This is a genomic window from Avibacterium sp. 20-126 (assembly GCF_044358625.1).
Lineage (GTDB): Bacteria > Pseudomonadota > Gammaproteobacteria > Enterobacterales > Pasteurellaceae > Avibacterium.
Genome location: NZ_CP091457.1, coordinates 1,108,659 through 1,134,426, shown reverse-complemented (window position 1 = coordinate 1,134,426; position 25,768 = coordinate 1,108,659). Strand labels below are relative to the sequence as shown.

Below are 25,768 nucleotides of genomic sequence, written 5' to 3'. Positions count from 1 at the left end.
GGGATATTCAAGCTTAGCAGATTATGCGATAATCCACCTTTTCAACCATTACCCAAAGAGAGCCACATACTTTGCCTGCGTTATTTAATCAAGTTTTATCTTGGCAGAATTTGCGTCCTGAATTAGCAGGACGAGCAGATTTTTCACAATCTATTGATTTTTTTGATTTACAATCTCGCGCCCGAGCTAGCATTGCGCAATTCTTACAAAATTCTGACCGCACTTTGCTCGTGTTAAAAGCCGATCAGCAAGGGGAATATGCGGCGTTACTGGAAAAGTACATCAGTAAATTCCAACCACAACATTTGCCGTTGCAAGGTGTGCGTTATCATATTGAACAAGGTTCTGAGCAACGATTGCCTACTATCACCTTACAAAATGTGACCAGCTTGGAAGATAATTTTGCAGCAAAAAAACAAGTGGCAAGTGCGATCTATTATGATCACCAGCGATTATTTGGTAATGTACGAGAAAACGTACAACAGATTGATTTACAAAGTGGCTTGGTCCATCAACTCAATGGTGGGGTGCTGATTTTAAGCGCAGAACCTTTATTAACACAAGTAGGCTTATGGGGACGATTAAAACAGCTTTTGAGCGAACAGCATTTTCATTGGCAGTCTTTACACCCTTATAAACCATTGCCTTGTGAGATTCCAAGTTACGATCTGGCATTAAAAGTGATTTTATTGGGCGATCGCACGCAACTCACTTTATTAGAAGAATTAGACGAAAATCTTTACCAACTTGCCGATTATGGCGAAATTGAAAGCTATTTTTCTCTTGATGATGAGCAAACACAGCAGCAATGGCAAAATTATGTGCAGTCTTATGCCAAACAGCTTGGCATACAGCTTAGCATTGAGGGAATAAATAGGTTATATCAGCTTTTAGTGCGAGAAAGTGAAGATCGCCATTGCATTAATATTTCACCGTTAAAGCTAAAAGAAGTACTAAGCAACACCCGAACCTTAGCACAATCCGATGAATTAAGTGCGGTGCAATTTGAGCAATATTTTCAAGCAAAACAACAGCAACAAGGCTTTTTACAACAGCAAACCTATGCCGATATTCTGCGCGAACAAATTTATGTTGCCACTCAAGGTGAGGCAGTCGGGCAAATTAATGGGCTTTCGGTGATTGAGTATCCCGGTAGCCCAATATCCTTTGGTGAACCTTCACGAATTAGCTGTATTGTTCAGCTTGGTGAGGGAGAAGTGATTGATGTTGAACGTAAAAATGAGCTGGCAGGCAATATTCATAGTAAAGGTACAATGATTGCTGAAGTCTGTTTAGCGAATATTTTGGATTTACCGACTCAACTGCCGTTTTCTGCCTCTATCGTTTTTGAGCAATCTTATAGTGAAATTGATGGCGACAGTGCATCGCTTGCCTGTTTCTGTGTGTTAGCCAGTGCCTTAGCATTGCAACCGTTACCTCAGTCCATCGCAATTACAGGGGCGATTGACCAGTTTGGACTTGTTCATTCTGTCGGTGGAGTAAATCAAAAAATTGAAGGCTTTTTTGCCATTTGTGAAAAACGGGGGCTAACGGGGAATCAAGGCGTGATTGTGCCTTCTGCGGTGTTAAATCAGCTGAGTTTATCGGAACAGGTAATCAATGCGGTGAAAAATCAGCAATTTTCAATTTGGGCGGTTGATGATGTTTTTCAAGCCTGTGAGATTTTGTTTAAACGCCATTTATTAGCCGAGGAAGATAGCACGTATAATGAACAAAATCAGCCACTCAGCGAGCTTATTAATCAACGTTTAAACGCCCATTCTGAGCAACAAAAAAGTGGTTTTTGGCATTGGTTATTGGGGAGAAAAAATTAACATTTTTTACACCGCACTTTTCTACCAAACCAGCTCACAAAACTGAGGAAAAATTAAGTCTCGTTAAAAGAGCGGTAAGATTTTTCCAATTTTTTAGGCGAGCAGCAATGTTCGCCTTTTTCTTTATTAAAATTCACTTATTTACCCACTGATCGGACAAGTTTAGCGAACAAGTGTTAGCTGTATCTATTTCATCGAAAGCCTGATAGAATAGCTATCGAATTGATACATCCAGTATCATCACATATTAGAGGACATAAAAATGACAAACACTTGTACACCAAATAAAAAAAGTAGCTACAACTATGAAGATTTATTGGCATCAGGGCGTGGTGAATTATTTGGCGAACAAGGCCCACAGCTCCCAGCCCCAACAATGTTAATGATGGATCGCATTGTAGAAATGAATGAAACAGGGGGAACCTTTGGTAAGGGATATATTGAAGCGGAGCTAGATATTCACCCTGAGTTGCCTTTCTTTGCTTGCCATTTTATTGGTGATCCAGTAATGCCGGGGTGTTTAGGGTTAGATGCCATGTGGCAGCTTGTTGGTTTCTATCTTGGCTGGATTGGTGGCAAAGGTAAAGGCAGGGCCTTAGGTGTTGGTGAAGTGAAATTTACAGGACAAATTTTACCAACGGCGAAAAAAGTGATTTACCGCATTAATATGAAGCGTGTGGTAAACCGTAAGCTAGTGATGGGATTAGCTGATGGTGAAGTTGAAGTCGATGGCAGAGTGATTTATACAGCAACAGATCTAAAAGTAGGTTTATTCCAAGATACTTCTGCCTTCTAGATAAATGACTTAATTTTCCCTATTGGCTCAAATGTTACCCCTTTTCCCATTTGAGCCTTTTTTATTCTATGTCATCAACAATATCAGCAAAATTTGCTTGCAAAATCTTGGCTAAATGCAGGGGAGACAGTTCCACACTTAACCCTCGCTTTCCACCTGATACGTAGATATGCTCAAAATTTAGCGCAGATTGTGCAATCACTGTTTTCACTTTTCTTTTTTGCCCTAGCGGACTAATGCCTCCGACTAAATACCCCGAGCTTTTTTGGGCAGCCTCTTTATCTGCCATTTCCACTTTTTTCACGCCGATAGTTTTTGCTGCTTTCTTTAAATTCAGCTTATTCGCCGTAGGAAGCACAAAACAAGCGAGTTTTTTCTGATCGCCATTTTCAGCCACAAGTAAAGTTTTGAAAGATTGTTCGGGTGGAATGCCTAATTTTTCTGCAGCTTCATCACCAAAATGGAGGTTGTTTGGATCGTGATCATAACTATGCAATAAAAAAGGGATTTTATGCTTTTTTAATAAATCAATAGCGGGTGTCATTTTCTTTTCCTATCAGAATTCGGTAAAATGCAGGGCTTATTTTACGCCGATTATTAAAATTAAGGGAGAAAAAATGTTAAAGATCGCCATTGCCGCAGAATTTGAATTAGCCGAAAAACTGGCTGAATGTTTAGAACAAAGCCAGCTTGAAATTGACCACCTATCCGTCGTGGAAATTTTTCCATTTAATGAAGAACAGGGGATTCGTTTTAACAATAAAGCGGTGGTGCAAATAGTGCCAGATGAGGTGGATTGGACAACTTTCAATTATGTCTTGTTCGCAGGCGAAGTGTCAGCGGCAAGCCATTTAGCAAAAGCAGCAGATGCAGGCTGTGTGGTGATGGATTTGTTTGGGATCTGCGCCAGTTTACCTGATGTTCCGCTTGTTCTTCCTACCGTAAATGATCAGCAAGTTATGGAATTACGTCAGCGTAATATTGTTGCTTTACCTAATCCACAAGTAACTCAAAGCCTCTTGCCACTTGCTGATTTATTGCAACAATATCCACTAAAACAGGTACTTATTACATCATTATTACCTGCTTCCTATATGGGAGATGAAAAAGTGGCACAGCTTGCCGGACAAACCGCAAGACTATTAAATGGTATTCCTTTAGAGGAACAAGCACAACGCCTCGCTTTTGACGTCTTTCCGGTGCAGCGTGCTAGTTTGAGCGCTCAAGTGCAGAAAATTTTCCCTCAACTTGATAATGTGATTTTTCACCAAGTACAGGTTCCCGTCTTCTATGGGTTAGCACAACAAGTCAGTGCCTTTTTTGATTATGACGTAGAACCAGAAAGGGTAGTGCAAAGTTGGCAGCAAAATGCATTACTCAGCTATCATTCTGATACCTTGATCACCCCTGTGATAAACGGCGAAAATGAAAATGGTGAAAGTGAGGTAAAACTGCACATTAGCAACCTTAACCAACAGCAAAGTGCGGTGGAAAATGGCATTGAATTTTGGTCGGTGGCAGACGAACAACGCTTTAACCTTGCTTTAATGGCGGTAAAATTGACGGAATTAGTTTATCAGGCGGGTTATTAATTTTCTTTCAAAGATAAAGTGCGGTGGAAAAATTTACGTTTTTTCTACCGCACTTTGCTTATGCTCATTTTAAATAAATGACAGCTATATCCTAAAAAAACTATCGCGTAATCGTTTTCGTTCTGCTAGAATTGGCAGGAAAAACACCTCTCTTTTAAGTTGCGTTTTTCATCTTTTTTATCAACTAAATCGGATTAAAAAATGGAAAATCAGTCTTTTCTACAAAAACTTTTTAAGTTAAATCAAAAAAATACCACCGCAAAAACAGAGATCATCGCAGGGATCACCACCTTTTTCACGATGGTTTATATTGTGTTTGTTAATCCTTCTGTGCTTGGTGATGCGGGGATGGATAAGCAAGTGGTCTTCGTTACAACCTGTTTAATCGCTGCATTTGGTACGATTGCAATGGGATTATTTAGCAATCTGCCTATCGCACTTGCCCCCGCAATGGGATTGAACGCCTTTTTTGCTTATGTCGTAGTAGGGAAATTAGGGTATTCTTGGGAAGTGGGAATGGGGGCGATCTTTTGGGGTTCCGTTGGGTTGTTTATCTTAACCTTATTCCAAATTCGCTATTGGTTAATGGCATCTATTCCTTTGAGTTTACGCGTTGGAATTGGTGCTGGGATCGGCTTTTTTATTTCGCTCATTGGCTTTAAAAATATGGGGTTAGTTGTCGCAAATCCAGCAACCTTAGTGGCATTGGGCGAGTTACATAATCCACAAGTATTAATGGGCATTTTAGGCTTCTTTATCATTGTGGTATTAGCCGCGCGTAATATTTATTCAGGTGTACTCATTTCAATCGCTGTGGTTACCACGTTGGCGTTAATTTTTGATGAAAGTGTCGTCTTTCACGGGGTTATTTCAATGCCACCGAGTCTTGCGCCAGTCGTGGGCAAAGTAGATATTATGGGGGCATTAGATACGGCTTTACTTGGCATCATTTTCTCTTTCTTATTGGTGAATTTATTCGATTCTTCAGGCACGTTACTGGGCGTAACGGACAAAGCGGGCATCAGCGATGAAAAAGGGCGCTTTCCAAAAATGAAACAAGCGCTTTATGTGGATAGCGTGAGTGCGGTTGCTGGCTCGTACATCGGTACGTCTGCCATTAGTACCTATATTGAAAGTGGTGCGGGCGTTTCCGTAGGGGGACGTACAGGAATGACTGCCGTTGTGGTCGGTATGCTGTTTTTATTAACCATTTTCTTCTCGCCATTAGCCAGTGTTGTGCCAGCTTATGCGACAGCAGGCGCGTTAGTCTATGTAGGAATTTTAATGGCTTCAAGCTTAATTCGTGTTCAATGGGAAGATTTAACAGAAGCCACACCAGCCTTTATCACCGCAGCAATGATGCCATTTACTTATTCCATTACAGAAGGCATTGCCTTTGGCTTTATCAGCTACTGCGTGATGAAAGTCTGTACGGGGCGTTGGAAAGAAGTGAATGCACCTGTATTCGTGGTGTCATTACTCTTTATTGCTAAATTCGTTTGGGTTGGCTAAATCTTTTTACTAGGGCGAGAAATTCGCCCTAATTTTTTACCGCACTTTTATTATTTTAGATTTGTCTTAAAAACAGGTAAAATATTGCCTATTTTCTGCCGCACTTTAATCCATTACTGTCGTCCTGAAGTTTATCGCACTATGTCAAAAACAAGAAAAATCATTCATATAGATATGGATTGCTTTTATGCTTCCATTGAATTACGGGATAAACCGCATCTTAAAAACCTGCCTATAGCGGTAGGCGGATCGGCAGAGCTACGTGGTGTACTTAGCACCTGTAATTATGAAGCAAGAAAATTTGGATTACACAGTGCAATGCCAACGGCACAAGCCTTGAAACGTTGCCCAAATTTAATTTTATTACCCGTAAATATGCCGTTATATAAACAGGTATCACAACAAATTCAGCAAATATTTCATCGTTATACGCATTTGGTTGAGCCCTTATCTTTAGATGAAGCCTATTTAGATGTAACAGATTGTGAACAATGCTCTGGATCGGCAACGTGGATTGCGCAAGAAATTCGTCAAGCCATTTTTGCCGAAACAGGATTAACGGCTTCAGCAGGTATCGCCCCATTAAAATTTTTAGCCAAAATTGCATCTGATAAAAATAAACCGAATGGACAATTTGTCATCGAACCGAATGATGTAGAGGAATTTGTACGCAACCTTCCGCTCAGTGCCATTCCGGGAGTAGGAAAGGTAACCACACAACGCTTATTGGAAATGGGCTTAAAAACCTGTGCTGATGTACAGCAATTTGAGCCGCATTTATTACTCAATCAATTAGGCAAGAGCGGACAGCGTATTTGGCATTTTAGCCACGCTATTGATGAAAGGGAAGTCCAGCCCGAGCGATTGCGGAAATCCGTCGGGGTAGAAACCACATTGTTGAAAAATATAACGGAGCTAGAACAAGGGGAAGCGGTGCTAAGTCAATTGTATGAGCAATTAGTTAGCCGTGTGCAACGTGCTTGTCCTCATTTACCTGTGCAAAAATTGCGTAAAATTGGTGTAAAGTTAAAATTTGATGATTTTCAAATCACTACCTTAGAGAAAAGTGCGGTGGATTTTAATCAAGAAAATTTCCGTAGATTATTGGCACAAATTTGGCAACGCCGTCAGGATAAATCCATTCGATTAATTGGTCTGCACGTTCATTTACCTGAACAACAAGAAGAAAAACAGATGAGTTTGTGGGAAAACTGAACCGTTAAATCTTGAAATTACAAAATTTATAATTATATTGGTTATTCCTTTAATCATTTATTGGATAATCAATCACATACTTACAATGAGGAACTTTCTATGATGCGAATTTTACTTTTTTTAGCCACCAATATGGCCGTGCTAATTGTTTTCAATATTATTTTGAGCCTAACGGGTATCCGTGCGCAAGATGCTAGCGGATTATTAATTATGGCAGCGCTATTCGGTTTCAGTGGCTCATTGATTTCCTTATTTTTATCTAAAACAATGGCATTAAGATCAGTGAATGGGCAGGTGATTGAACAACCACGCACGGAGCAAGAACGCTGGTTATTGAATACCGTTTCTATTCAAGCACGTGATGCGAATATCCCGATGCCAACGGTAGCGATTTATCATTCTGCTGATGTCAATGCCTTTGCCACTGGGGCAAGCAAAAACAATTCGTTGGTTGCCGTAAGTACGGGATTGCTCAATGCAATGAGCAAAGATGAAGCAGAAGCAGTGCTAGCCCACGAAATCAGCCATATTCAAAATGGCGATATGGTCACAATGACCTTGTTGCAAGGAGTGTTAAATACGTTTGTGATTTTTATTTCTCGCCTTATTGCCAATGTGGTGGCGAGCAATCGTAACGACAACGGTGAAAGCAGCAGTGGTATTTATTTCTTAGTTTCAATGGTGCTAGAAGTGGTATTCGGCTTCTTGGCAAGTATGATCGCAATGTGGTTTTCTCGTTACCGTGAATATCGCGCAGATGCAGGCTCGGCTCATTTAGTCGGAAAACAAAAAATGATTGCTGCATTACGCCGCTTACAGCAACTTCACGAGCCACAACAAATGGAAGGGCAATTTGCTGCTTTTGCCATTAATGGTAAAAGAGGTGGATTAGCTTCATTATTTTTAAGCCATCCACCGTTGGAAAAGCGTATTGAGGCACTTCAAAAAAGTGATAGTTTAAAATAAACGCTTTTTCGGGCAGACACATAGGTCTGCCCCTACGAAAATTCATTTAATTATAATCAGTTACCATTCATTTATACTGTTGTAGGGGCGAACCGATGTGTTCGCCCTTTAAATTGTTACCATTAGCAAGACGTGTTGAAGCGTTGCAATAAAGAAGTGATGGCTTAAAATAAACGCTTTTTCGGGCAGACCGATGTGTCCGCCCTTTAAAATAATGAATGTGACTAAACCGCCATAAATGTTAAAATAGGGCGTTTTCAAATTTTCAGGCACAGACTTTGTGCCTTATTATTTTTTGGAGTTGTGATGGAGCATCGTTTAGAAGACATTATTGCCATTTTTAATCAATGCTTTGAGCAAGAATATAATACCAAATTGGTCAAAGGGGGCGATGAGCCACTTTATCTGCCCGCCAATGAACATTGTCCTTACAATGCCATTTATTTTGCTCGAGGCTTTTATAGTAGCGCTTTGCACGAAATTTCTCACTGGTTAATTGCTGGCAAAGAACGACGTAAATTAGAAGATTTTGGTTATTGGTATGAACCCGATGGGCGTTCTGAACAACGTCAGCGTGAGTTCGAGCAAGTGGAGGTGAAACCACAAGCGTTAGAATGGATTTTAGCCACTGCCGCAGGTTTTCGTTATATTGCCAGCAGTGATAATTTAAGCGGTGATCCCGGCGATACACAACCATTTAAACAAGCAGTGTATGAACAAGTAAAAACCTACGCCAAAAAAGGCTTACCGAAACGCGCAGAAATTTTGCGTAAAGCACTCGCCAAATTTTATGGTACACCAGATAATATCAACCTCGATTTATTTGATGTCAGTAGAATTTAAAAATACGGATAGAAATCCGCAAAATGTATACCGCACTTTGTTTACCTTTTATTTCAAAAGTGCGGGGCAAAATTTCAATAAATTTTATACGGAACGTTGAATGTTAGCATTAGAAATCAAAGGATTAACGAAAGAATATAAAAACGGCGTGAAAGCATTGTATGGCATTGATCTCAGTGTTGAAGCGGGGGATTTTTACGCCTTACTTGGTCATAATGGGGCGGGAAAATCCACCACTATTGGGATTATTTGTTCTTTGGTTAATAAAACTGCTGGTGAAGTGAAGGTGTTTGGTGCAGATTTAGATCATAATCCAAGCCAGCTAAAACAGAATATCGGTTTAGTCCCACAAGAATTTAATTTTAACCAATTTGAACGAGTGATTGATATTTTAATTAATCAAGCAGGTTATTATGGTATTCCACGTAAAGACGCGTTGGCTCGCGCGGAAGTATGGCTGAAAAAGTTAGATTTATGGGATAAACGCGAGCAGCAATCACGCCAACTTTCAGGAGGAATGAAACGTCGTTTAATGATTGCCCGTGCCTTAATGCATCACCCTAAATTGCTTATTCTTGACGAACCTACCGCAGGGGTAGATATTGAGCTTCGCCGTACAATGTGGGCGTTCTTACGTGAGTTAAATCAGCAAGGCACAACAATCATCCTTACCACCCATTATTTAGAAGAAGCCGAAATGCTTTGTCGTCATATTGGCATTATTCAGCAAGGACGTTTGGTGGTGAATATGCCAATGAAAGCGTTATTAGCAAAACTAGAAACAGAAACCTTTGTGTTTGATTTAGCCACGCAAGTAAATAAACCAGAAATAATAGGTTACAACGTAACTTGGCTGGATAATAATACGCTTGAAATCGAGGTAAAAAGAGAGCAGGGCTTAAATCAGTTATTTTCACAGCTTGATAAGCAAGGCGTACAAGTATTGAGTATGCGTAATAAAGCTAACCGCTTGGAAGAGCTTTTTGTTTCAATAGCACTGAATAAAGGAGTGGAATAATGAGTTTAGCTTGGGTTGCCTTCCAAACCATTTTTATTAAAGAAGTGCGCCGTTTTACCCGAATTTGGGTGCAAACGCTTGTGCCACCAGTGATTACAATGACGTTATATTTTGTGATTTTCGGCCAGCTTATTGGCAATCGTATTGGTGAAATGCACGGCTTTAGCTATATGCAATTTATCGTACCGGGGCTGATTATGATGTCCGCCTTAACCCATTCTTTCGCCAATGTTGCCTCGTCTTTTTATAGCACAAAATTTGCTCGCAATGTGGAAGAACTGCTGATTTCCCCCACTTCACCACATATTATTATTTTAGGCTATATGGCAGGAGGAATGGCGCGTGGATTGAGTGTTGGTATTCTGGTTACCTTAGTTTCGCTATTTTTCGTCCCATTACAGATTTATTCTTGGACGGTCATTCTTGCGACCTTATTGCTTACCACAGCAAGCTTTGCATTAGGAGGCTTGATTAATGCCGTTTTCGCTCGATCATTTGACGACATTAGCATTATTCCCACCTTTGTATTAACCCCTTTAACTTATTTAGGTGGTGTATTTTATTCTATCTCCTTACTTCCACCTTTCTGGCAAGTGGTGTCTAAATTTAATCCCATTGTCTATATGATAAGTGGTTTCCGCTACGGTTTTCTTGGCATTCAAGATGTCAGCCTTGTTTACACCTTCAGCGTTTTAGGCATTTTTATCACCGCACTTTATGCCATTGCCTATTCTCTGATCAGTCGCGGGGTAGGATTGCGGAGTTAAAAAGAAAAATGCGGTATTTTAATACCGCACTTCTAGTTATCGAATAATTTCATAACAAGGTTCATAAGCCTCGCCGTCTGGGAGTTTCATTCGATGCTGGGTAATGAAATCTTGTAGCACAGTGTCCACTTTCTCCATTAAATCTTTATCGCCTTTGAGCTGAAATTTACCTAATTCCGCAATGCGATCTTGCGTATCAGGCTTAATGTTACCCGCTACGATGCCAGAGAATACACGGCGAAGATTAGCGGTAAGGCTAACTTTGCTTTGGTTCATATGCAAATCTAAATTTGCCATATTTTCGTGAGTAGGGATAAATGGTTGTTGAAATTCAGGATCAATTTTTAATGACCAATTGAACCCATAAGAATCATTATTTTCATAGCGTAAATGACGAATATCTTCAACAGCTGATTTTATATGACGTGCTACAGCCACCGGATCATCAATGATGATTTTATACAAAGATTGTGCTTCTTTTCCTAAGGTTTCGCCAATAAAACGATCAATCGTAGCAAAATAATCCGCACTTTCTTTTGGCCCCGTTAAGATTAATGGGATAGATTGCGCTTGATTTTCTGGATTGAGTTTGATACCAAGAATGTAAAGTAATTCTTCAAATGTTCCCGGCCCACCGGGGAAAATAATAATGCCGTGTCCCATACGCACAAAAGCTTCAAGGCGTTTTTCGATGTCCGGCATAATAATTAATTCATTAACGATAGGATTAGGTGGCTCAGACGCGATGATTGAAGGCTCTGTAATGCCGATAAAACGACTATGTTTATAGCGTTGATTTGCGTGGCCAATCGCTGCCCCTTTCATTGGGGCTTCCATTACACCCGGTCCGCAGCCTGTGATGATATTTAATTCGCGATGCCCTAATTCTAGCCCTACTGCACGGCAATATTGGTATTCAATTTGATTGATGGAATGGCCACCCCAGCACACGACCAAATTAGGTAATTCACCCACGATCAAGGCTTTGGCATTACGCAGAATAGAAAAGACTTGATTGGTGATGTGTACGCTATCTTGGATATCACAAGGATTAATCCGTTGGCTTAGCACATTTACGAAGACAATATCACGCAATACAGCAAAAAGATGATATTGAATATTGCGGATAATATGTTGATCTACAAAGGCACTTTCTGGCGGATTATGTAGCTTCAGGGTGATACCACGCTCTGTCGCCACCAATTCAATATCAAAATCAGGATATTGATTTAATAATTTACGGCTGTCATCGGTTACCGCACCAGAATTTAGCACGGCAAGAGAGCAGTTGCGATACAGTTGATACAGTTCGCTTTTCGCTTGCTTGGTGAGTAATTCCACTTCAAGGTGTGAGAGCTGTTCCATACTCCCTCGTGGATTAACATAATGAATATTTGCCACTGCAACCTCCTATTGTCTGGCTAAGCGTATATTGTGCGGTACGCTTTGAAAATTTGAGCGGAATGGATTAATATCAAGCCCACCACGGCGTGTATAACGAGCATAAACTGTGAGCTTTTCTGGCTGAGCAAAGCGCATTAAATCACAATAAATTCGTTCAACGCATTGCTCGTGAAATTCATTATGCTGACGGAATGAAATCAAATAACGTAACAATTTTTCCCGATCAATCTGCTTGCCTACATAATGAATTTGCAAGGATCCCCAGTCAGGTTGTTGGGTGATTAAACAATTTGATTTGAGCAAATGGCTCACTAACTGTTCTTCCACCTGTTTCGCCTCTTGTGTGCAATTTGCTAAATAATTAGGGTTGAATTGGTAATCACGAATTTCAATATCCTGATCATCAATACAGTCGCCTTGTAATTCGTCAATAAAAGTGCGGTGGTAATTTTGCAAAGAATTTAACTGCACTTTGACTTGCCCATTCGCACAATTTGCTAGATCTTGCTGTAAGTGTTGTTGCACTTGCTCAGCCGTATCAAAATGACTTTGATTAAAACTGTTGAGATAAAGTTTAAAACTTTTTGATTCGATTAAATTTTCACTGCGGAAATCAATTTCCACATCAGCAATGGCAACTTGTGGCACACCTTTGGCATTAAGCCAAGAGATTTCATAAGCCGTCCAAATATCTGCCCCAAAAGTAAAAGGTTGATTTTCCACAATCCCAAGCTGCTCACGGTTTAATTGGCGAGGTACGGCTTGTAGTAAAGTGCGGTCATAATGTTGTGCATATTTTGTTTCTTGCCCAAGTTTTAAGGCGTGTAAACTTTCGTGATTGTAATTCATTATTTTTCCTCATTGCCAGCGCCAAGAAAGGTTGGATACCAATCGGCACTGATCACATTTAAAATCAAACAAACCAAAGAGCGGTGTTTTTAATGCCCAATTTTGATTACAGCTTGGACAGCGGCGTTGTTGTTCGGCTTGTAAACTTTCGCCACCAATGCGGTATAAATAATAATAGGTTGGAATCCCCGTGTGTTGCTCTATTTCTTGGCATAAGGCATAGCCGTGTTTAGATAAATGACTATGTAGATCGGAAATTTCCGCAAGGGCGTGCTGTTCTAATGCTGTGCCGTTCATTTGTAGTTGATCACAAGCCTGCCAATTTTCTTGCCATTTAATGAGATCTAAACTCAAGTGCGGGGTATTTTTAAAATATTTATATAGTGGGATAGGCAAGTTATCCTCCCCACTGTGTAATGGCGAGCAAGATTGTAAATAAGTGGTATAAAGCACTTGCCAGCTAGGGCGTTTACCTTGATAGGTGAGATCCGAATTTAAATCATCAGCAATAACTTGGAAACTATCGAAATTTATCCCGGCACGTTGTGCTTTATCTAACGCTGTTTGTACCGCCACATTATTAAATTCGGGTAACAAGCTTTGCTGTTCAGGACAAACGACACGCACTGCAATGCCTTGCTGGTTTTCTAGTTCAGCGTGGAAAAGGGGGATTTCTCGCCCAAGAATTTGCCCATTATAGCGCCATTGTTCAATCACTTGATTAATCAATGGGTAAGCCACATTATTAGGTTGGGTAAGGGTAAAAAAAGCCTCAATTAAATACATTTTCTGCCTTAATTTATCAAGAAAGCGATTGCGTTTTTTCGCATTTGGCTTTGTGGTATCATAACACCTTCAGTTTTGCACTAAGGCGAATGCCACATTTTAGGCAGAATGAGATGAGAAAGCAAATTAAGGAAACCACAATGCGTGAACAAACAAAATATCAGTTACAACAATTACAAAAAGCAATGGAAGAATTAGCGCTTTGGCAAGCTGCTCCCCCTGAAGCTACCGCCTTTGACAGCGTTGAGCCATTTTGTATTGATACAATGAATGCACACGAATGGCTACAATGGGTGTTTATTCCAAGAATGTATGCCGTTATCGAAAGCAGTGAACCATTACCGCATAAAATGGCTATCGTACCTTACATTGAAGAAGCTTTGAAAGAGCAAGATATTATTGCCGTGCAACGCTTAATTGAGCCGTTGAAAGCCATCGAAGAAATTTGTAACGCACAAAATGACCGCACTTGATATTCTTTACCAAGATGAATATTTGATCGCGGTGAACAAGCCAGCTGGAATGTTGGTGCATCGTAGTTGGCTTGATCGTCACGAAACCCAATTTGTAATGCAAACCTTGCGCGATCAAATTGGGCAGCACGTTTTTCCTATTCATCGTTTAGATCGCCCAACCTCTGGGGTGTTGCTTTTTGCCTTAAATGCTGAAATAGCCAAATTGCTGTGCGAACAATTTGAGCAGAAGCAGGTTGAAAAAAGCTATTTAGCGGTGGTACGCGGTTATCTCAAAGAGCCGGGAAGGATTGATTATCCGCTGAAAGTGCAATTGGATAAAATTGCCGATAAATTTGCTCAGCAAGATAAAGCACCACAAGAGGCTATCACCGATTATGAAGGATTGAAGGTAGTAGAGATGCCTTATGGGGTAGGGCGCTATCAAACGAGTCGTTATTCTTTAGTGAGGTTAATTCCACACACAGGAAGAAAACATCAGTTACGTCGTCACTTAAAGCATATTTTCCACCCCATTTTAGGGGATACTCAATATGGCGATTTACATCAAAATCGCGCTTTAACTGAACATACAGGCGTGCATCGGTTAATGCTACACGCAGAAACACTTACCTTTATTCACCCTATAGCAAAAAATTGGCTAAAAATCACCGCACCTTTAGATGAACAATGGCAACGCTTGTTCGATGCTTTTTCTTGGAATGGGGTAGGGTAACCCCTTAACTAGAACATTCTAAAACATTAAGTGAACGAACTTGCTAAGAAAAAGGACTAAGAATTTCAAAGTGCGGTGCTTTTTTCATTTGTTTTTTCCTTAAAGCTCTTGTATAATCGCCCGACCCTGTGAATGTGTTGGCTTTCCCACCGCACATTATTTTATCGAGATCCACTCGAAGGGGTGCAGATTGAGATTAATGGTTGTGTTCAATGTTGAACACTGGGTATTAATATTATTTTATTGGTAATTAATTAATGAAAACTTTTGTAGCAAAACCAGAAACAGTTAAACGTGACTGGTATGTAGTAGATGCGACAGGTAAAACGTTAGGTCGTTTAGCGACTGAATTAGCACGTCGTCTTCGTGGTAAACATAAAGCTGAATACACTCCACACGTTGATACAGGTGACTATATCATCGTTATCAATGCGGACAAAGTTGCCGTAACAGGTAAAAAAGAAAGCGATAAAATTTACTACTGGCACACTGGCTATGTAGGTGGTATCAAACAAGCGACATTTAAAGAAATGATTGCTCGCCGTCCTGAAGCAGTGATTGAAATTGCGGTTAAAGGTATGTTGCCAAAAGGTCCATTAGGCCGTGCAATGTATCGTAAATTAAAAGTGTACGCTGGTCCTAACCACGAACACGCAGCACAACAACCACAAGTTTTAGATATTTAATCACGAGGTGAGAAAAATGGCAGAGAATCAAAACTACGGCACAGGTCGCCGCAAAAGCTCTTCAGCTCGTGTATTTATCAAACCGGGCAGTGGTAAAATTACTATCAACCAACGTGAATTAGACGTATATTTTGGTCGCGAAACTTCTCGTATGATCGTACGTCAGCCATTAGAATTGGTTGAATTAACTGATAAATTAGACCTATACATCACAGTTAAAGGTGGTGGTATTTCAGGTCAAGCGGGTGCAATACGTCACGGTATCACTCGTGCATTAATTGAATATGATGAAACATTACGTCCAGCATTACGCGCAGCAGGCTTTGTTACTCGTGATGCACGTCGCGTTGAACGTAAAAAAGTGGGTTTACACAAAGCACGTCGTCGCCCACAATACTCAAAACGTTAATCGTTTCTTATTCAAATATTGTTCAAATGGCAAGTTTTCACTTGCCATTTTTCTTTTCTAAATTTATTAAACCAATCATTACAAGAAAATTCAATTTGTTATCAATAAGATAGAGTAGTATTGAATAAATTTACTTAGCTATTTCCCTATAATTTATGGTAAAATATTGCCCTTAATTTAAAATGACAGATAAGCAAAAGGTTAGCAGAGGAATAAAATGAGTAGTGCATCAAGTAAACGTTCAATAATGACCCTTTTTTCCAATCAAGAAGATATTTATTGCCATCAGGTTCGCATTGTATTAGCGGAAAAAGGCGTGCCTTATGAAATGGAAGAAATGGCTCTAGGTTCTGTATCTGAAGATTTAATGGAATTAAACCCTTATGGAACATTACCAACCTTGGTAGATCGTGATTTAGTGCTATTTAATTCTCGTATTATTATGGAATACCTTGATGAGCGTTTTCCGCATCCGCCATTAATGCCTGTTTATCCTGTATCTCGTGGTAAAAGCCGTTTATTAATGTTAAGAATTGAGCAAGATTGGTATTCTTTACTAAACCAAATTGAGCAAGGCGATGAGTCTGAGAAAGAGCAGGCTACAAAGCAATTAAAAGAAGAATTATTGGCTATTGCACCAATTTTCAATCAAACACCTTATTTTATGAGTGAAGAATTTAGCTTGGTCGATTGCTATATTGCCCCTTTATTATGGCGTATGCAGAAGCTAGGTATTCAATTTGCAGGAGCGGGAAGTAAAGCAATCAAAAATTATATGGAACGCGTGTATCAAAGAGATTCTTTCAAGCAATCCGTTGGTGAAGTTGCACCTAAAAATCTAATGGATGACAAATAAAAGAGAGGAGTTATGGAGCGTAAATTCTCACCGAAACGTCCTTATATCTTAAGAGCTTATTATGATTGGCTTATAGATAATGATTGTACGCCTTATTTGGCGGTTGATGCAACGTATGCTGGGGTAAAAGTACCAGCTGAATACGTCAAAGATGGGCAAATCGTATTAAATATCTCAATGAATGCAACGGGAAACTTGCAATTAACCAATGATTTTGTGCAATTTAATGCGCGTTTTCAAGGTATTCCACAAGAAATTTTTATTCCTATGGGCGCGCTTATTGCTCTTTATGCAAGAGAAAGTGGTGATGGCATTATGTTTGAACCAGAGGAATTTGAAGGTGATCTTGCCCAACAAGATGAAATTCAAGATGAGCAGCCGTTAAGTTTCGTTGAAGCTGTTGATAAACCCAAGCCAATAGAAAAATCATCTAGCAATAAATCCTCTCCAAAATTACGTTTTATTGATTAATTATTATTGTCTCTAATGTCTTTTAAGTGCCTGTATTAAACAAATCGTCCAGGCACTTTTTTATATCCCTAATTTATAAAAACCTTATTTTTTTTCATTTCTATCGACCTTGTTTAATTATTTTGTAACCCTGTAACAAAAGCATCACTCGAATTTTTCTCTTTCTTTAATAAGTTTCACAATATTAGTTATTTTAAATCTTATTAGTATTTATTTTATCTATTGTAGAAATCAAGGGTAAATTACCACATCACCATAACAGCACAGCAATCTAAAAAATAAGATAATGCTGCAATAAATAAAGCGCAACATAAAATATTAGCGATGCCATAAGCCCGATAAAAGAGAGTAATAAAAAGTTACTTTTACACTTCTATTATTTAACATAATATACATTATGCGAAATTGGTTATCGGGTTAGCGAAAACTACGGATAAATAAAATCACAGAGTTACACACAGATCACTTTTACTAGTTAAGCAAGGTAAAAACAAGCACATTGGCAACGCGGTAACACTAAAATTTTAGATGTTACGCACTGGAATGAATGAAATGTAAAGGAAAATTAAAGAATAATTAAAGATGAAGGCTGGATAAAAATCTTTCTTTACTTTTAATTTAAGTAAAATTTTAATAAATAAAATTTGGAATTGATGTGAAGCTATCCCATCTGTCTCTGTTATTTATTCTTGTTGCTAATGAGCTTACTAAATTAGGTATTTTCGCGAGAACTTAACAGATATATTGATTAGTTAAATAAGAAATATAAGTATGTCCAATTTATTTAGCAGTATCATTTTCTTAATTAGAGATGATTACGCTACGTGAAAAATAAAAAAATCGAGCAATTAGATTACTCGATTTTTTATTCTACGTAATGTTAGAAAAACAATCACATTGTGACAGCATCACAAAGTTACCCCAGTAATTTTACGCCATACTCATAAACCCGTTGCAATAAAGCTAATTTTTCAGGGTTGTTTTGATGTTCTTCCGCTAAGGTTTGTAATTCTTGCTCAAATTGCACCGCACTTTGTTCTAGCTTTCTGCGGCGATATTTATCCCAATGTAACTGCTCTGCTCTGGTTAATGTTTTATAGAAATGTCGTGCGCGATAATGAAATAGCAAGCCATCAATACGTTTATCTTGGAACGTCAAATTATGTTCAGCCAATTTTTCAGGTGCTAAATCACGCAAAATAGCCATATTATTTTTATCATTTGGACTGAAAAATCCGCTATACAATTCAGTTTCCACATTATCGTTTGGCTCAAATGTCCGTTCATCGGTGAAAATTTGTAGCACTTTTTCACGGATATTGAGATCTGCACGTAATCTAGCAAGGTTTGCTAAGCAATCTTGACGATTAATGCCTAAACGTTGTGCATTTTCAGGTAATAGGGTTTTGGCTGGAGCTAAAATTGGGCATTTATTGATATGCACCAATTTTAATGGCACTGGCAAAATGCCTTGTTCTTCCAATTCTGCTTTTTTCGTGTATAAATTCTGGCGTAATTGATCTGCGCTTTTATTGAGCAGATCATCAATATTACTATCTAAATCACACACAATGACCGCATTTTTATTGGTTGGATGCCAGGCTAAAGGGGCAATCCAAGTAGTGTTGCCACGATAATTTCCTAACATTCCTGAAACGTGAACCAAGGGTGTCATTTCTGCGGTGTTAATCATTTTTTCAAGGGATTTTTTATCGCGATGTTCAAAGAAAAATTGGAATAATCTTGGCTGTTTTTCTTTGATTAATTTTGCCATTTCAATAGTTGCATACACATCAGCCATTGCATCGTGGGCATTGCTATGCTCTATCCCATTGGCTTTGGTTAAATTTTCTAAGCGGAACGAGGGCATTCCCTCATCATCATAAACCCAGTTTATGCCTTCTGGTCGCAAGGCATAACAGGCACGCACTAAATCCAGTAAATCCCAGCGAGAATTACCATTTTTCCAACTATATTCGTAAGGATCGATAAAATTCCGATAAAAGGTATAACGGGTCATTTCATCGTCATAACGGATATTATTAAACCCCATTACACAAGTATTTGGCTGTGAGAATTCTTGCAAAATTCGCTGGGCAAATTCTGGTTCAGATAAACCTTGTTCGTTGCATTGTTGTGGCGTAATACCCGTTACCATTACCGCAGTGGGTGAAGGTAAATAGTCATTAGTTTGCTTGCAATAAAACATCACAGGCTCACCAATAATATTAAAATCTTTATCAGTACGAATACCGGCAAATTGCGCAGGGCGATCCGTGGCGGGATTAACCCCAAAACTTTCGTAATCGTAAACAAAAAAACTAAAATTATCTTGCATTACCTTACCTTGTTAAAAAAGGTTCTAAATAAAATAGGCTGAGAATGGCAGAAATACCAAGTACTACGCCTACCCCATTAATTTTACTTATTTTTTCTTTGAATACTATTGCGCCTACAAGCGTACCAAGACAAATCACACCAATATTCATTCCAGCAAAAACGAGCGTTGGGTTTTGGCTGAAACTTTGATGGGCGCGAATATAAAATAGAATATTCATAAAATTTAGCCCACCGAGTACAATTCCAGCTAATAAGCTTGCGCCATTCCATTGGGTTCGTTTAATCAATAAATACATAAACATCACGCACATTGCTAAGGCAAACGCAATAAACAAGGTGGTTGGAAAGGCATTCCCCATTTTGGCCATTTGTTTGAATAAAATGTCAATGACACCATAGCCTAACCAAACAGCAAGCAAGCTCAATCCCGCTTTGACAGAAAGTTGCTGTTCGCACGGTTTATTGATTAAACAAAATAACGCAGAAAAAGCCAAAACTAAACTGATAATACGTGATTGACTGAGCTGTTCGCCAAATAATATAAAGGCAGCTAAAATAGGCAGAAATAAGGATAAACGTTGCGCTGCATCAGAGCGTACAATGCCAGCAAATTCAACCGCTTTAGACATAATAATGAATACACTCGGTAGCAATAAACCTAGGGCTAAGAAAATGGCACTATTTTCATTTTGTACAATAAACTCGGTGAAGCCTTGTCCTTGAAAATTCGGCTGTAATAAAAAATAACTTAATAACTGGGCAATAAGATAATTGAATGCGATTGCCTGTTCAATGACGATATTAAACTTCCGTGCGACTTTTAATAATACGGAGACAGCCACACTACAAGCAATAGCAAGAAATAAATAAGCCATTCGCTATCCTTAGTAAAAAGAAAGAAATTTAAAGTGCGGTAGAAATTACCCTTATTTTTTACCGCACTTTAATATAACTTAATGTGTTGCACCAAACCCACGTAATCCCACTACGTGAACTTGTTCTTGATTACCTGAGATTTTACGTACCAGTTTATAAGTGGTTCCTTTTTCTGGGCTAATGTTTTCAGGTGCTGCAATTAATAATTGCATATCTAAACGAGAACATAGTTCAAATAAGGTAGAAATCGATTTCGCATCTAAACGCGCCGCTTCATCAAGGAATAATAAACGGCAAGGAACAATATCCTTACCTCGAATACGACGGCTTTCTTCTTCCCAACTTTGTACCACCATTAGTAAGATTGACATCCCAGTACCAATAGCTTCACCCGTTGATAATGCACCACTTTCTGCACGTAACCAACCATCTGCGCCACGATACACTTCAACTTCTAAATCAAGGTAATTGCGGTAATCCAACAACTCTTCACCAATAGTTTGGGCGGTACGCTGCCCCATATCAATATGTGGGTTTAAGCGTTGATACAATTTCGCAATGGCTTCGGAGAAAGTAATGCGGTTATCTGAAAATAAATCTTGATAATCATTGTGGCGATCGGATAATGCATCTAACAGCATTGCGTGAGTATCACGAATATTGACCACTAAACGCACCGATTTCACCTGACCAAAGGCAATATTTTGTAAGCCTTGATTGAGCATACGAATGCGATTTTGTTCGCGTTGAATGGTTTTACGCATAATATTCGCCACACTTTCGGAACTAATCGCGAGTTTTTTCTCACGATTTGTTAATTCTGCAGTTAGGCGAGATAACTCGATCTCCATTTGTTCAATCGCATCAATCGGATCATCTGTTTTAATGATGTCTTGACGAATACGCTCACGTAAATGTTGATACACCGCAATAAAGAACCGCACTTTATTTTCTGGTTTACGATTATCTTCAGATAAACGCAACGCATCACGCAGGTATTCATTATCGGCTACGGCAGTACGCAACGCACCAAGGGCTTTATCTGACATTGAACGTAATTCATCAGCAGAAAGATATGCTAACTCGCGGCGGTTTAGACGTTTTTCCACATCACTATTGCGTGATAATCGTAGCACCACACACCAGCTTGCTTTCATCGCCACCACTAATTCACGTTGTGTTTTGTAATCACGTTCTGCTTTACGAATACGACGGTTAAGATTTTCACTTTCGCTTTCAATTAAGGTTAATTGTTTTTCCAAATAACGGCGACGATTACGTACCGTGGTAAGTTGTTGCGATAATTCATCACGACGTGTTTGCGCCCGTTGCTCTGCCCCATCATCTGCACGTACGCCAAGCTGACTGATTTCCTCAAGCAATTCATTCAGTACTTTATTTTTTTCTTCATAGGAACTACGCAGCTCAATATAAACTTGATTATATTGGGCAAAACGAATTTGTTTTTGACGAACTTGTTCGCGTTGTTGTTCACGTTGTTGCTGAATTTGCTCTAAACGATTGCGAAGCTGCTCATTTAATTCAGAGGTTTCAGATTGAACGCTTTCTTTGTAATCAAAATGGGCTTTACGTTGTACCACATCGGCTAAAGCAAAAACACGTAGTTGAATTTGTTTTTGTTGTTGTTTTGATTGTTCATAGTCAGCTTTTAATCGCTCATAATTTTCTGGATCGCTTTGTAATGTATTGGCAATGGGTTCAAGTTGTGACAATGTCACGCCATATTGGCGAATAAAGCGTTCATCTTGTTCTGCTAAATCTAATTGCTCACGACATTCTTCGATACGATCTAATAAACTTTCATCACCAATGACGCCAAGTTGCGGAATCAGTCTATTTAATAACTGTAATTTTTCTTTTGCATTGTCTAATTTAAGGCGAATTTGTTGTTCAGTGGTAGCAAACTGCCCTAATTCACGCTCGATTTCCCCTTGTTCACGGCGAATTTGTGCCATTAATTCTTCAGGGTTGGGCTGGAATGCGAGAGCTAAATGCAAACCAACAAATTGGCTGAAATGTTCGTGTAAGCGTTGGCATTTTTGCACATCAAAAGCACATTCGGCATAGTGTTCCGATACTTCATCACGTTCAATTTGTAAGGCTTCTAAATGTTTTTCTCGTGCTGCACGGCCAAATAATGGAATTTCAGGGAATTTTGAATAACGTAATTCACGGTTAGACACCTGAACCACGACCCCTAAATCTAGCTCTTGGGCGGACAATACGCTGTCATCAAAAGAACTTGGATCACCTTCGATAAGGTATAAATCATCTGGGCAATCTTCAAGTTGCGCTAATTGCGCTTTCACAGCGTCTAAATCGCGCACCACAATCGCGTGACGAGCAGGGCCATATAACGCGGAGAAATAAGGTGCGTCTTCAATTGGCACATCATCATAAAGCTCAGAAAGTAACACACCGCCAAAGCGTTCTGCTAATACATTTAAACGCGGATCTTCAGAACCATCTGGCTGGCTTAAACGAGAAATTTGCTCATCAAGTTGCTGACGTTTTTGCTCTAACTGATCACGTTTGATGGTTAATTCTCGTTCTTTAACTAAGAGTGATTGCATAAAATTCATCACGTCTTGGCTATCAGCAAACTGACTATGACTTTGTTCTTGTAAACGTTCTAGCGCTGATTGCGCGGTAAGCCACGCAGGGGCTTTATTAGCATTTTCATTGTAACGGATATTCAACTGCTCACGTTTTTGACGCAGGGTTGAGCGCTGTTCCACCTGTTCTGCCAATTCTTCATTTAGCTCATCAACAAGGCTTTCTTGCTCCGCATAATAGTCTTCAATTTCATCGCTGGTTTCAAGTTCTAATGCGGCTCGCTGATTAAATTCTTTCAATAAACGCACCGCACTTTGCTGTTGTTGATAACGCTGTTCTAACTCGTGTAATTTGGCACGAAGTTGCGGTGTTTGTTGCGCTTGCACTTTTTGGCTCGGATATTCACGTAATAATGCTTTTGCACTTTCCCACGCAGCAGAACGTGGCATTTCGCCTGCGATTTGGCAAACAAGTTGATAGGCTTTATCAAACTGCGATTTCGCCATTTCGGAAATCGACATTTTTTGCTCTAAATCTAGAACATTATTCGTCAAATCTTCCGCTTGCGCGACAAATTCAGCGTGATAATCCTCCACATTTTTAGTAGAAAGATCGGCCAATCCACAAAGGGTTTTGGCTTTTTCAAGTGCTTGAATAGCCTGTTGATATTGCAACGCACGGGTTTGTTGGGCATCTAGTGCTTGTTGATAATCCGCTAATTGGCTACGTAGTTGATCCACTTCTTGTTCATATTGTTCTAACTGCGCTTGGCTTTCTTCGTGCTGTTCTGATGCTTCTTCTACCGCAAATTTTTGTTCTTCTAATTTTTCTCGTAAACTTTCTACATCATCTTGATAACGCGAGATTTTTTCTTGATGACGTAACGCATTTAGCACCAAATTAAGATGATCGAGTGCGCTTTGGTGATCAACCTCAAGGGTTTGCTCATTTTCGTTAAGTTCCGCCAATTCACGGCTAAAATCCACTAAGCGATGTTGTGATAAATCACGTTCTGATTTTGCTAAATACCATTCCTTACGATGTGTTAAGGCACTTTCTACATTGCCTCGACGTTCATTGGCATTACGCATATAATCTGACGCCACATAATTGGTGGTTTCCGTAATTAAATGCTTGAATAAATCACGATCCGATTGCGTAACTTTAATTGCCTCAAGGGTCATACGGTTTTCACGCAATGCACTTTCCATATCTTGAAAGGCTTTACGGACGCCTAAGTTTTCGGGTAATAAATAATCACGCAAGGAGCGAGTAATCGCACTGGAAATTCCTCCGTAAAGCGAGGCTTCAATGAGTTTATAAAATTTGCTACGATCTGAAGAAGAACGCAGACGTTTAGGAATAATCCCTAAATCAAACATCATTCCGTGATAATCTGTAATGGAATGATATTGTTTAAATTGTGCACCAAGGTTTTCTATTTTTTCTTTTAATTCATTAAGTGTTAGTACCCTTGCTTGACGTTCATTGACCGTTTCAGTTAAAACACTTGTTGGTGTTTGTGCAAGACTTAGCCCTTGAATAGAAAAGGTTTTAATATCAACTTTTTTATCACGTCCAGCAACTTGTTGTAGACGCGCCCCGACTAAAACACGTTGATGACGAGAATTCACTGCATCTAATACTGCATAGCAGACACCCGGTTTGAGCTTACCGTGCAACCCTTTGTCGCGTGAACCCGTGGTTGCCCCAGCTTCTGTGGTATTACGGAAGTGTAATAAGGTTAAATCAGGAATTAACGCGGTAACAAAACCAGCCATTGTGGTCGATTTCCCCGCGCCATTCCCCCCTGATAAGGTCGTGACTAACTCATCTAAATCAAATGTACGGGCAAAAAAACCGTTCCAGTTAATGAGGGTCAGTGAGCGGAATTTTCCACGCTCGACATTTTGAGCAATGGAGACAGGTGTATCTTGCTGTTCTGCTTGCACTGTTTCAATAATGTCTAATTCTTCAGGTTGATGATTTTCCATTTCTTCACTATCAAGGGTTAAATTATCATTTTCAAATTCAAATGCTTTGCTCATTATTCTTCCCCTTCCTCATCAATTTCTTCTATTTCATCTACATTTTCAGCGTCATTTTGTACCGCTCTTTTCTCATCTTGTAAGGATTGCGGTGTTGCCGCTTCTCCATCACGAATTAAGCGTAATTGTGCTTCCATTGGATCATCACCTGCACGCACTTCAGCACCAAAACGAAATACCGCTTCTGAAATCACAAATTTACCACTATGTTGATCCCCTACGGTAGCAATCATTCCTAGACGGCGTAAGCGGTTAAGTGCTGCTCGTACTTTTTCAGCTAATTTCTGTTTATCTAAATCAGATCCTGAAGAACGCTGATTGACGGTTTTTAACAGTTTGCTTTCATCAGCAAGATTTAATAATTCATCATAAACTTCTTGTGTGGTAAAAATACCTTGTTGAGCAAGACGCTCTGGACTTAAATACAAGTAACATAATACTTTTCCCACAAGCATTTCTAGCTCGGAAAGAACAGAACGCGCAATTAATGTTGTTGCTTTTGGACGTAAATAAAAGAAACCTTCTGGCGCACGAATTAATTCTACGTTATAACGGTGATAAAATTGATCCAACTCATATTGAAAATCCATTAAAAAAGCGTGATTATCCAGCTGTTCAATACTAATATGTCTTCCCGCTCGTAATTGGCTGTCCACAACAGGAAAAAGAGGATTTGCAATGGCTTGAGCTTGTTTTACTGAAATTATATCTTGTAACTGATCTGTCATCATTTT

Annotated in this window: 23 protein-coding genes; 15 read left to right on the top strand and 8 right to left on the bottom strand. The window is 39.4% G+C overall.

What is annotated here, in order from left to right; translation table 11 throughout:
• Positions 1 to 71 precede the first annotated feature (71 nt).
• Positions 72 to 1,835: an AAA family ATPase gene (locus L4F91_RS05220; RefSeq protein WP_395897726.1), complete on the top strand. Its 1,764-nt coding sequence runs from the start codon at positions 72 to 74 to the stop codon at positions 1,833 to 1,835.
• 262 nt (positions 1,836 to 2,097) lie between these two features.
• Entirely contained in the window at positions 2,098 to 2,631 is a 534-nt protein-coding gene (gene fabA, locus L4F91_RS05215; protein ID WP_250363030.1) for a bifunctional 3-hydroxydecanoyl-ACP dehydratase/trans-2-decenoyl-ACP isomerase, read from the top strand.
• Between the two features lie 61 nt (positions 2,632 to 2,692).
• Here fabA and ybaK read toward each other — a convergent pair whose 3' ends face one another.
• Positions 2,693 to 3,175, bottom strand: a complete 483-nt coding sequence (ybaK, locus tag L4F91_RS05210) for a Cys-tRNA(Pro) deacylase (protein WP_395897724.1) — start codon at positions 3,173 to 3,175, stop codon at positions 2,693 to 2,695.
• Positions 3,176 to 3,248: 73 nt separating this feature from the next.
• Here ybaK and L4F91_RS05205 point away from each other — a divergent pair, with 73 nt between their 5' ends.
• The 7 genes from L4F91_RS05205 to L4F91_RS05175 all read left to right on the top strand — a co-directional run bounded on the left by L4F91_RS05205 (position 3,249) and on the right by L4F91_RS05175 (position 10,544).
• Positions 3,249 to 4,223, top strand: a complete 975-nt coding sequence (locus L4F91_RS05205; protein ID WP_395897722.1) for an oxidoreductase — start codon at positions 3,249 to 3,251, stop codon at positions 4,221 to 4,223.
• Between the two features lie 201 nt (positions 4,224 to 4,424).
• Positions 4,425 to 5,735 carry an NCS2 family permease gene (locus L4F91_RS05200; protein ID WP_395897720.1) on the top strand — a complete coding sequence of 437 codons (1,311 nt, stop codon included), beginning with the start codon at positions 4,425 to 4,427 and terminating at the stop codon, positions 5,733 to 5,735.
• 141 nt (positions 5,736 to 5,876) lie between these two features.
• Positions 5,877 to 6,950 carry a DNA polymerase IV gene (gene dinB, locus L4F91_RS05195; protein ID WP_395897718.1) on the top strand — a complete coding sequence of 358 codons (1,074 nt, stop codon included), beginning with the start codon at positions 5,877 to 5,879 and terminating at the stop codon, positions 6,948 to 6,950.
• Positions 6,951 to 7,049: 99 nt separating this feature from the next.
• Positions 7,050 to 7,916 (top strand): protease HtpX, encoded by an 867-nt coding sequence (gene htpX / locus L4F91_RS05190; protein WP_395897717.1) that lies wholly within the window; start codon positions 7,050 to 7,052, stop codon positions 7,914 to 7,916.
• 306 nt (positions 7,917 to 8,222) lie between these two features.
• Positions 8,223 to 8,759, top strand: a complete 537-nt coding sequence (locus L4F91_RS05185; RefSeq protein ID WP_395897715.1) for an elongation factor P hydroxylase — start codon at positions 8,223 to 8,225, stop codon at positions 8,757 to 8,759.
• 100 nt (positions 8,760 to 8,859) lie between these two features.
• Positions 8,860 to 9,777, top strand: a complete 918-nt coding sequence (locus L4F91_RS05180) for an ABC transporter ATP-binding protein (RefSeq protein WP_395897713.1) — start codon at positions 8,860 to 8,862, stop codon at positions 9,775 to 9,777.
• Positions 9,777 to 10,544, top strand: a complete 768-nt coding sequence (locus L4F91_RS05175; RefSeq protein WP_395897711.1) for an ABC transporter permease — start codon at positions 9,777 to 9,779, stop codon at positions 10,542 to 10,544. Before L4F91_RS05180 ends, L4F91_RS05175 begins: the two co-directional genes overlap by 1 nt.
• Before the next feature lie 36 nt (positions 10,545 to 10,580).
• On the opposite strand, the gene ppnN is transcribed toward L4F91_RS05175, so the two are convergent.
• The 3 genes from ppnN to L4F91_RS05160 are packed head-to-tail and all read right to left on the bottom strand — an operon-like array spanning position 10,581 to position 13,583.
• Positions 10,581 to 11,945, bottom strand: a complete 1,365-nt coding sequence (gene ppnN / locus L4F91_RS05170; protein WP_395897710.1) for a nucleotide 5'-monophosphate nucleosidase PpnN — start codon at positions 11,943 to 11,945, stop codon at positions 10,581 to 10,583.
• A 9-nt stretch (positions 11,946 to 11,954) separates the two neighbouring features.
• Positions 11,955 to 12,797 (bottom strand): NADPH-dependent 7-cyano-7-deazaguanine reductase QueF, encoded by an 843-nt coding sequence (queF, locus tag L4F91_RS05165; protein ID WP_395897708.1) that lies wholly within the window; start codon positions 12,795 to 12,797, stop codon positions 11,955 to 11,957.
• Positions 12,798 to 12,806: 9 nt separating this feature from the next.
• Positions 12,807 to 13,583, bottom strand: coding sequence for a Zn-ribbon-containing protein (locus tag L4F91_RS05160; protein ID WP_395897706.1), 777 nt, complete (start codon positions 13,581 to 13,583; stop codon positions 12,807 to 12,809).
• Between the two features lie 140 nt (positions 13,584 to 13,723).
• On the opposite strand from L4F91_RS05160, the gene L4F91_RS05155 reads away from it, so the two are divergent.
• From L4F91_RS05155 to L4F91_RS05130, 6 genes are all read left to right on the top strand, one after another.
• Positions 13,724 to 14,056, top strand: coding sequence for a YqcC family protein (locus L4F91_RS05155; protein ID WP_395897704.1), 333 nt, complete (start codon positions 13,724 to 13,726; stop codon positions 14,054 to 14,056).
• A complete protein-coding gene (gene truC, locus L4F91_RS05150) occupies positions 14,043 to 14,771 on the top strand; it encodes a tRNA pseudouridine(65) synthase TruC (protein WP_265778088.1) in 729 nt (242 codons plus the stop codon). The genes L4F91_RS05155 and truC overlap by 14 nt, the downstream gene beginning before the upstream one ends.
• A gap of 257 nt (positions 14,772 to 15,028) precedes the next feature.
• Positions 15,029 to 15,457 carry a 50S ribosomal protein L13 gene (gene rplM / locus L4F91_RS05145; protein ID WP_017806616.1) on the top strand — a complete coding sequence of 143 codons (429 nt, stop codon included), beginning with the start codon at positions 15,029 to 15,031 and terminating at the stop codon, positions 15,455 to 15,457.
• A 16-nt stretch (positions 15,458 to 15,473) separates the two neighbouring features.
• The gene (rpsI, locus tag L4F91_RS05140) at positions 15,474 to 15,866 is read left to right on the top strand and encodes a 30S ribosomal protein S9 (protein ID WP_017806615.1); all 393 of its coding nucleotides are present in this window, start codon (positions 15,474 to 15,476) and stop codon (positions 15,864 to 15,866) included.
• A 217-nt stretch (positions 15,867 to 16,083) separates the two neighbouring features.
• Positions 16,084 to 16,722: a stringent starvation protein SspA gene (sspA, locus tag L4F91_RS05135; protein WP_250350247.1), complete on the top strand. Its 639-nt coding sequence runs from the start codon at positions 16,084 to 16,086 to the stop codon at positions 16,720 to 16,722.
• 12 nt (positions 16,723 to 16,734) lie between these two features.
• Positions 16,735 to 17,193 (top strand): ClpXP protease specificity-enhancing factor, encoded by a 459-nt coding sequence (locus tag L4F91_RS05130; RefSeq protein ID WP_250350248.1) that lies wholly within the window; start codon positions 16,735 to 16,737, stop codon positions 17,191 to 17,193.
• Positions 17,194 to 18,109: 916 nt separating this feature from the next.
• Here L4F91_RS05130 and sbcB read toward each other — a convergent pair.
• The 4 genes from sbcB to mukE all read right to left on the bottom strand — a co-directional run bounded on the left by sbcB (position 18,110) and on the right by mukE (position 25,762).
• A complete protein-coding gene (gene sbcB / locus L4F91_RS05125; protein ID WP_395897700.1) occupies positions 18,110 to 19,531 on the bottom strand; it encodes an exodeoxyribonuclease I in 1,422 nt (473 codons plus the stop codon).
• 4 nt (positions 19,532 to 19,535) lie between these two features.
• A complete protein-coding gene (locus L4F91_RS05120; protein WP_395897698.1) occupies positions 19,536 to 20,408 on the bottom strand; it encodes an EamA/RhaT family transporter in 873 nt (290 codons plus the stop codon).
• Positions 20,409 to 20,486: 78 nt separating this feature from the next.
• The gene (mukB, locus tag L4F91_RS05115) at positions 20,487 to 25,034 is read right to left on the bottom strand and encodes a chromosome partition protein MukB (protein WP_395897696.1); all 4,548 of its coding nucleotides are present in this window, start codon (positions 25,032 to 25,034) and stop codon (positions 20,487 to 20,489) included.
• Entirely contained in the window at positions 25,034 to 25,762 is a 729-nt protein-coding gene (gene mukE, locus L4F91_RS05110) for a chromosome partition protein MukE (RefSeq protein ID WP_395897826.1), read from the bottom strand. Before mukE ends, mukB begins: the two co-directional genes overlap by 1 nt.
• Positions 25,763 to 25,768 lie beyond the last annotated feature (6 nt).

What these genes read in the sequence shown, in the direction of transcription:
- fabA (WP_250363030.1), top strand. Translation starts at nt 2,098, where the DNA reads ATGACAAACACTTGTACACCAAATAAAAAAAGTAGCTACAACTATGAA.
- ybaK (WP_395897724.1), bottom strand. Translation starts at nt 3,175, where the DNA reads ATGACACCCGCTATTGATTTATTAAAAAAGCATAAAATCCCTTTTTTA.
- L4F91_RS05205 (WP_395897722.1), top strand. Translation starts at nt 3,249, where the DNA reads ATGTTAAAGATCGCCATTGCCGCAGAATTTGAATTAGCCGAAAAACTG.
- L4F91_RS05200 (WP_395897720.1), top strand. Translation starts at nt 4,425, where the DNA reads ATGGAAAATCAGTCTTTTCTACAAAAACTTTTTAAGTTAAATCAAAAA.
- dinB (WP_395897718.1), top strand. Translation starts at nt 5,877, where the DNA reads ATGTCAAAAACAAGAAAAATCATTCATATAGATATGGATTGCTTTTAT.
- htpX (WP_395897717.1), top strand. Translation starts at nt 7,050, where the DNA reads ATGATGCGAATTTTACTTTTTTTAGCCACCAATATGGCCGTGCTAATT.
- L4F91_RS05185 (WP_395897715.1), top strand. Translation starts at nt 8,223, where the DNA reads ATGGAGCATCGTTTAGAAGACATTATTGCCATTTTTAATCAATGCTTT.
- L4F91_RS05180 (WP_395897713.1), top strand. Translation starts at nt 8,860, where the DNA reads ATGTTAGCATTAGAAATCAAAGGATTAACGAAAGAATATAAAAACGGC.
- L4F91_RS05175 (WP_395897711.1), top strand. Translation starts at nt 9,777, where the DNA reads ATGAGTTTAGCTTGGGTTGCCTTCCAAACCATTTTTATTAAAGAAGTG.
- queF (WP_395897708.1), bottom strand. Translation starts at nt 12,797, where the DNA reads ATGAATTACAATCACGAAAGTTTACACGCCTTAAAACTTGGGCAAGAA.
- L4F91_RS05160 (WP_395897706.1), bottom strand. Translation starts at nt 13,583, where the DNA reads ATGTATTTAATTGAGGCTTTTTTTACCCTTACCCAACCTAATAATGTG.
- L4F91_RS05155 (WP_395897704.1), top strand. Translation starts at nt 13,724, where the DNA reads ATGCGTGAACAAACAAAATATCAGTTACAACAATTACAAAAAGCAATG.
- truC (WP_265778088.1), top strand. Translation starts at nt 14,043, where the DNA reads ATGACCGCACTTGATATTCTTTACCAAGATGAATATTTGATCGCGGTG.
- rplM (WP_017806616.1), top strand. Translation starts at nt 15,029, where the DNA reads ATGAAAACTTTTGTAGCAAAACCAGAAACAGTTAAACGTGACTGGTAT.
- rpsI (WP_017806615.1), top strand. Translation starts at nt 15,474, where the DNA reads ATGGCAGAGAATCAAAACTACGGCACAGGTCGCCGCAAAAGCTCTTCA.
- sspA (WP_250350247.1), top strand. Translation starts at nt 16,084, where the DNA reads ATGAGTAGTGCATCAAGTAAACGTTCAATAATGACCCTTTTTTCCAAT.
- L4F91_RS05130 (WP_250350248.1), top strand. Translation starts at nt 16,735, where the DNA reads ATGGAGCGTAAATTCTCACCGAAACGTCCTTATATCTTAAGAGCTTAT.
- sbcB (WP_395897700.1), bottom strand. Translation starts at nt 19,531, where the DNA reads ATGCAAGATAATTTTAGTTTTTTTGTTTACGATTACGAAAGTTTTGGG.
- L4F91_RS05120 (WP_395897698.1), bottom strand. Translation starts at nt 20,408, where the DNA reads ATGGCTTATTTATTTCTTGCTATTGCTTGTAGTGTGGCTGTCTCCGTA.
- mukB (WP_395897696.1), bottom strand. Translation starts at nt 25,034, where the DNA reads ATGAGCAAAGCATTTGAATTTGAAAATGATAATTTAACCCTTGATAGT.
- mukE (WP_395897826.1), bottom strand. Translation starts at nt 25,762, where the DNA reads ATGACAGATCAGTTACAAGATATAATTTCAGTAAAACAAGCTCAAGCC.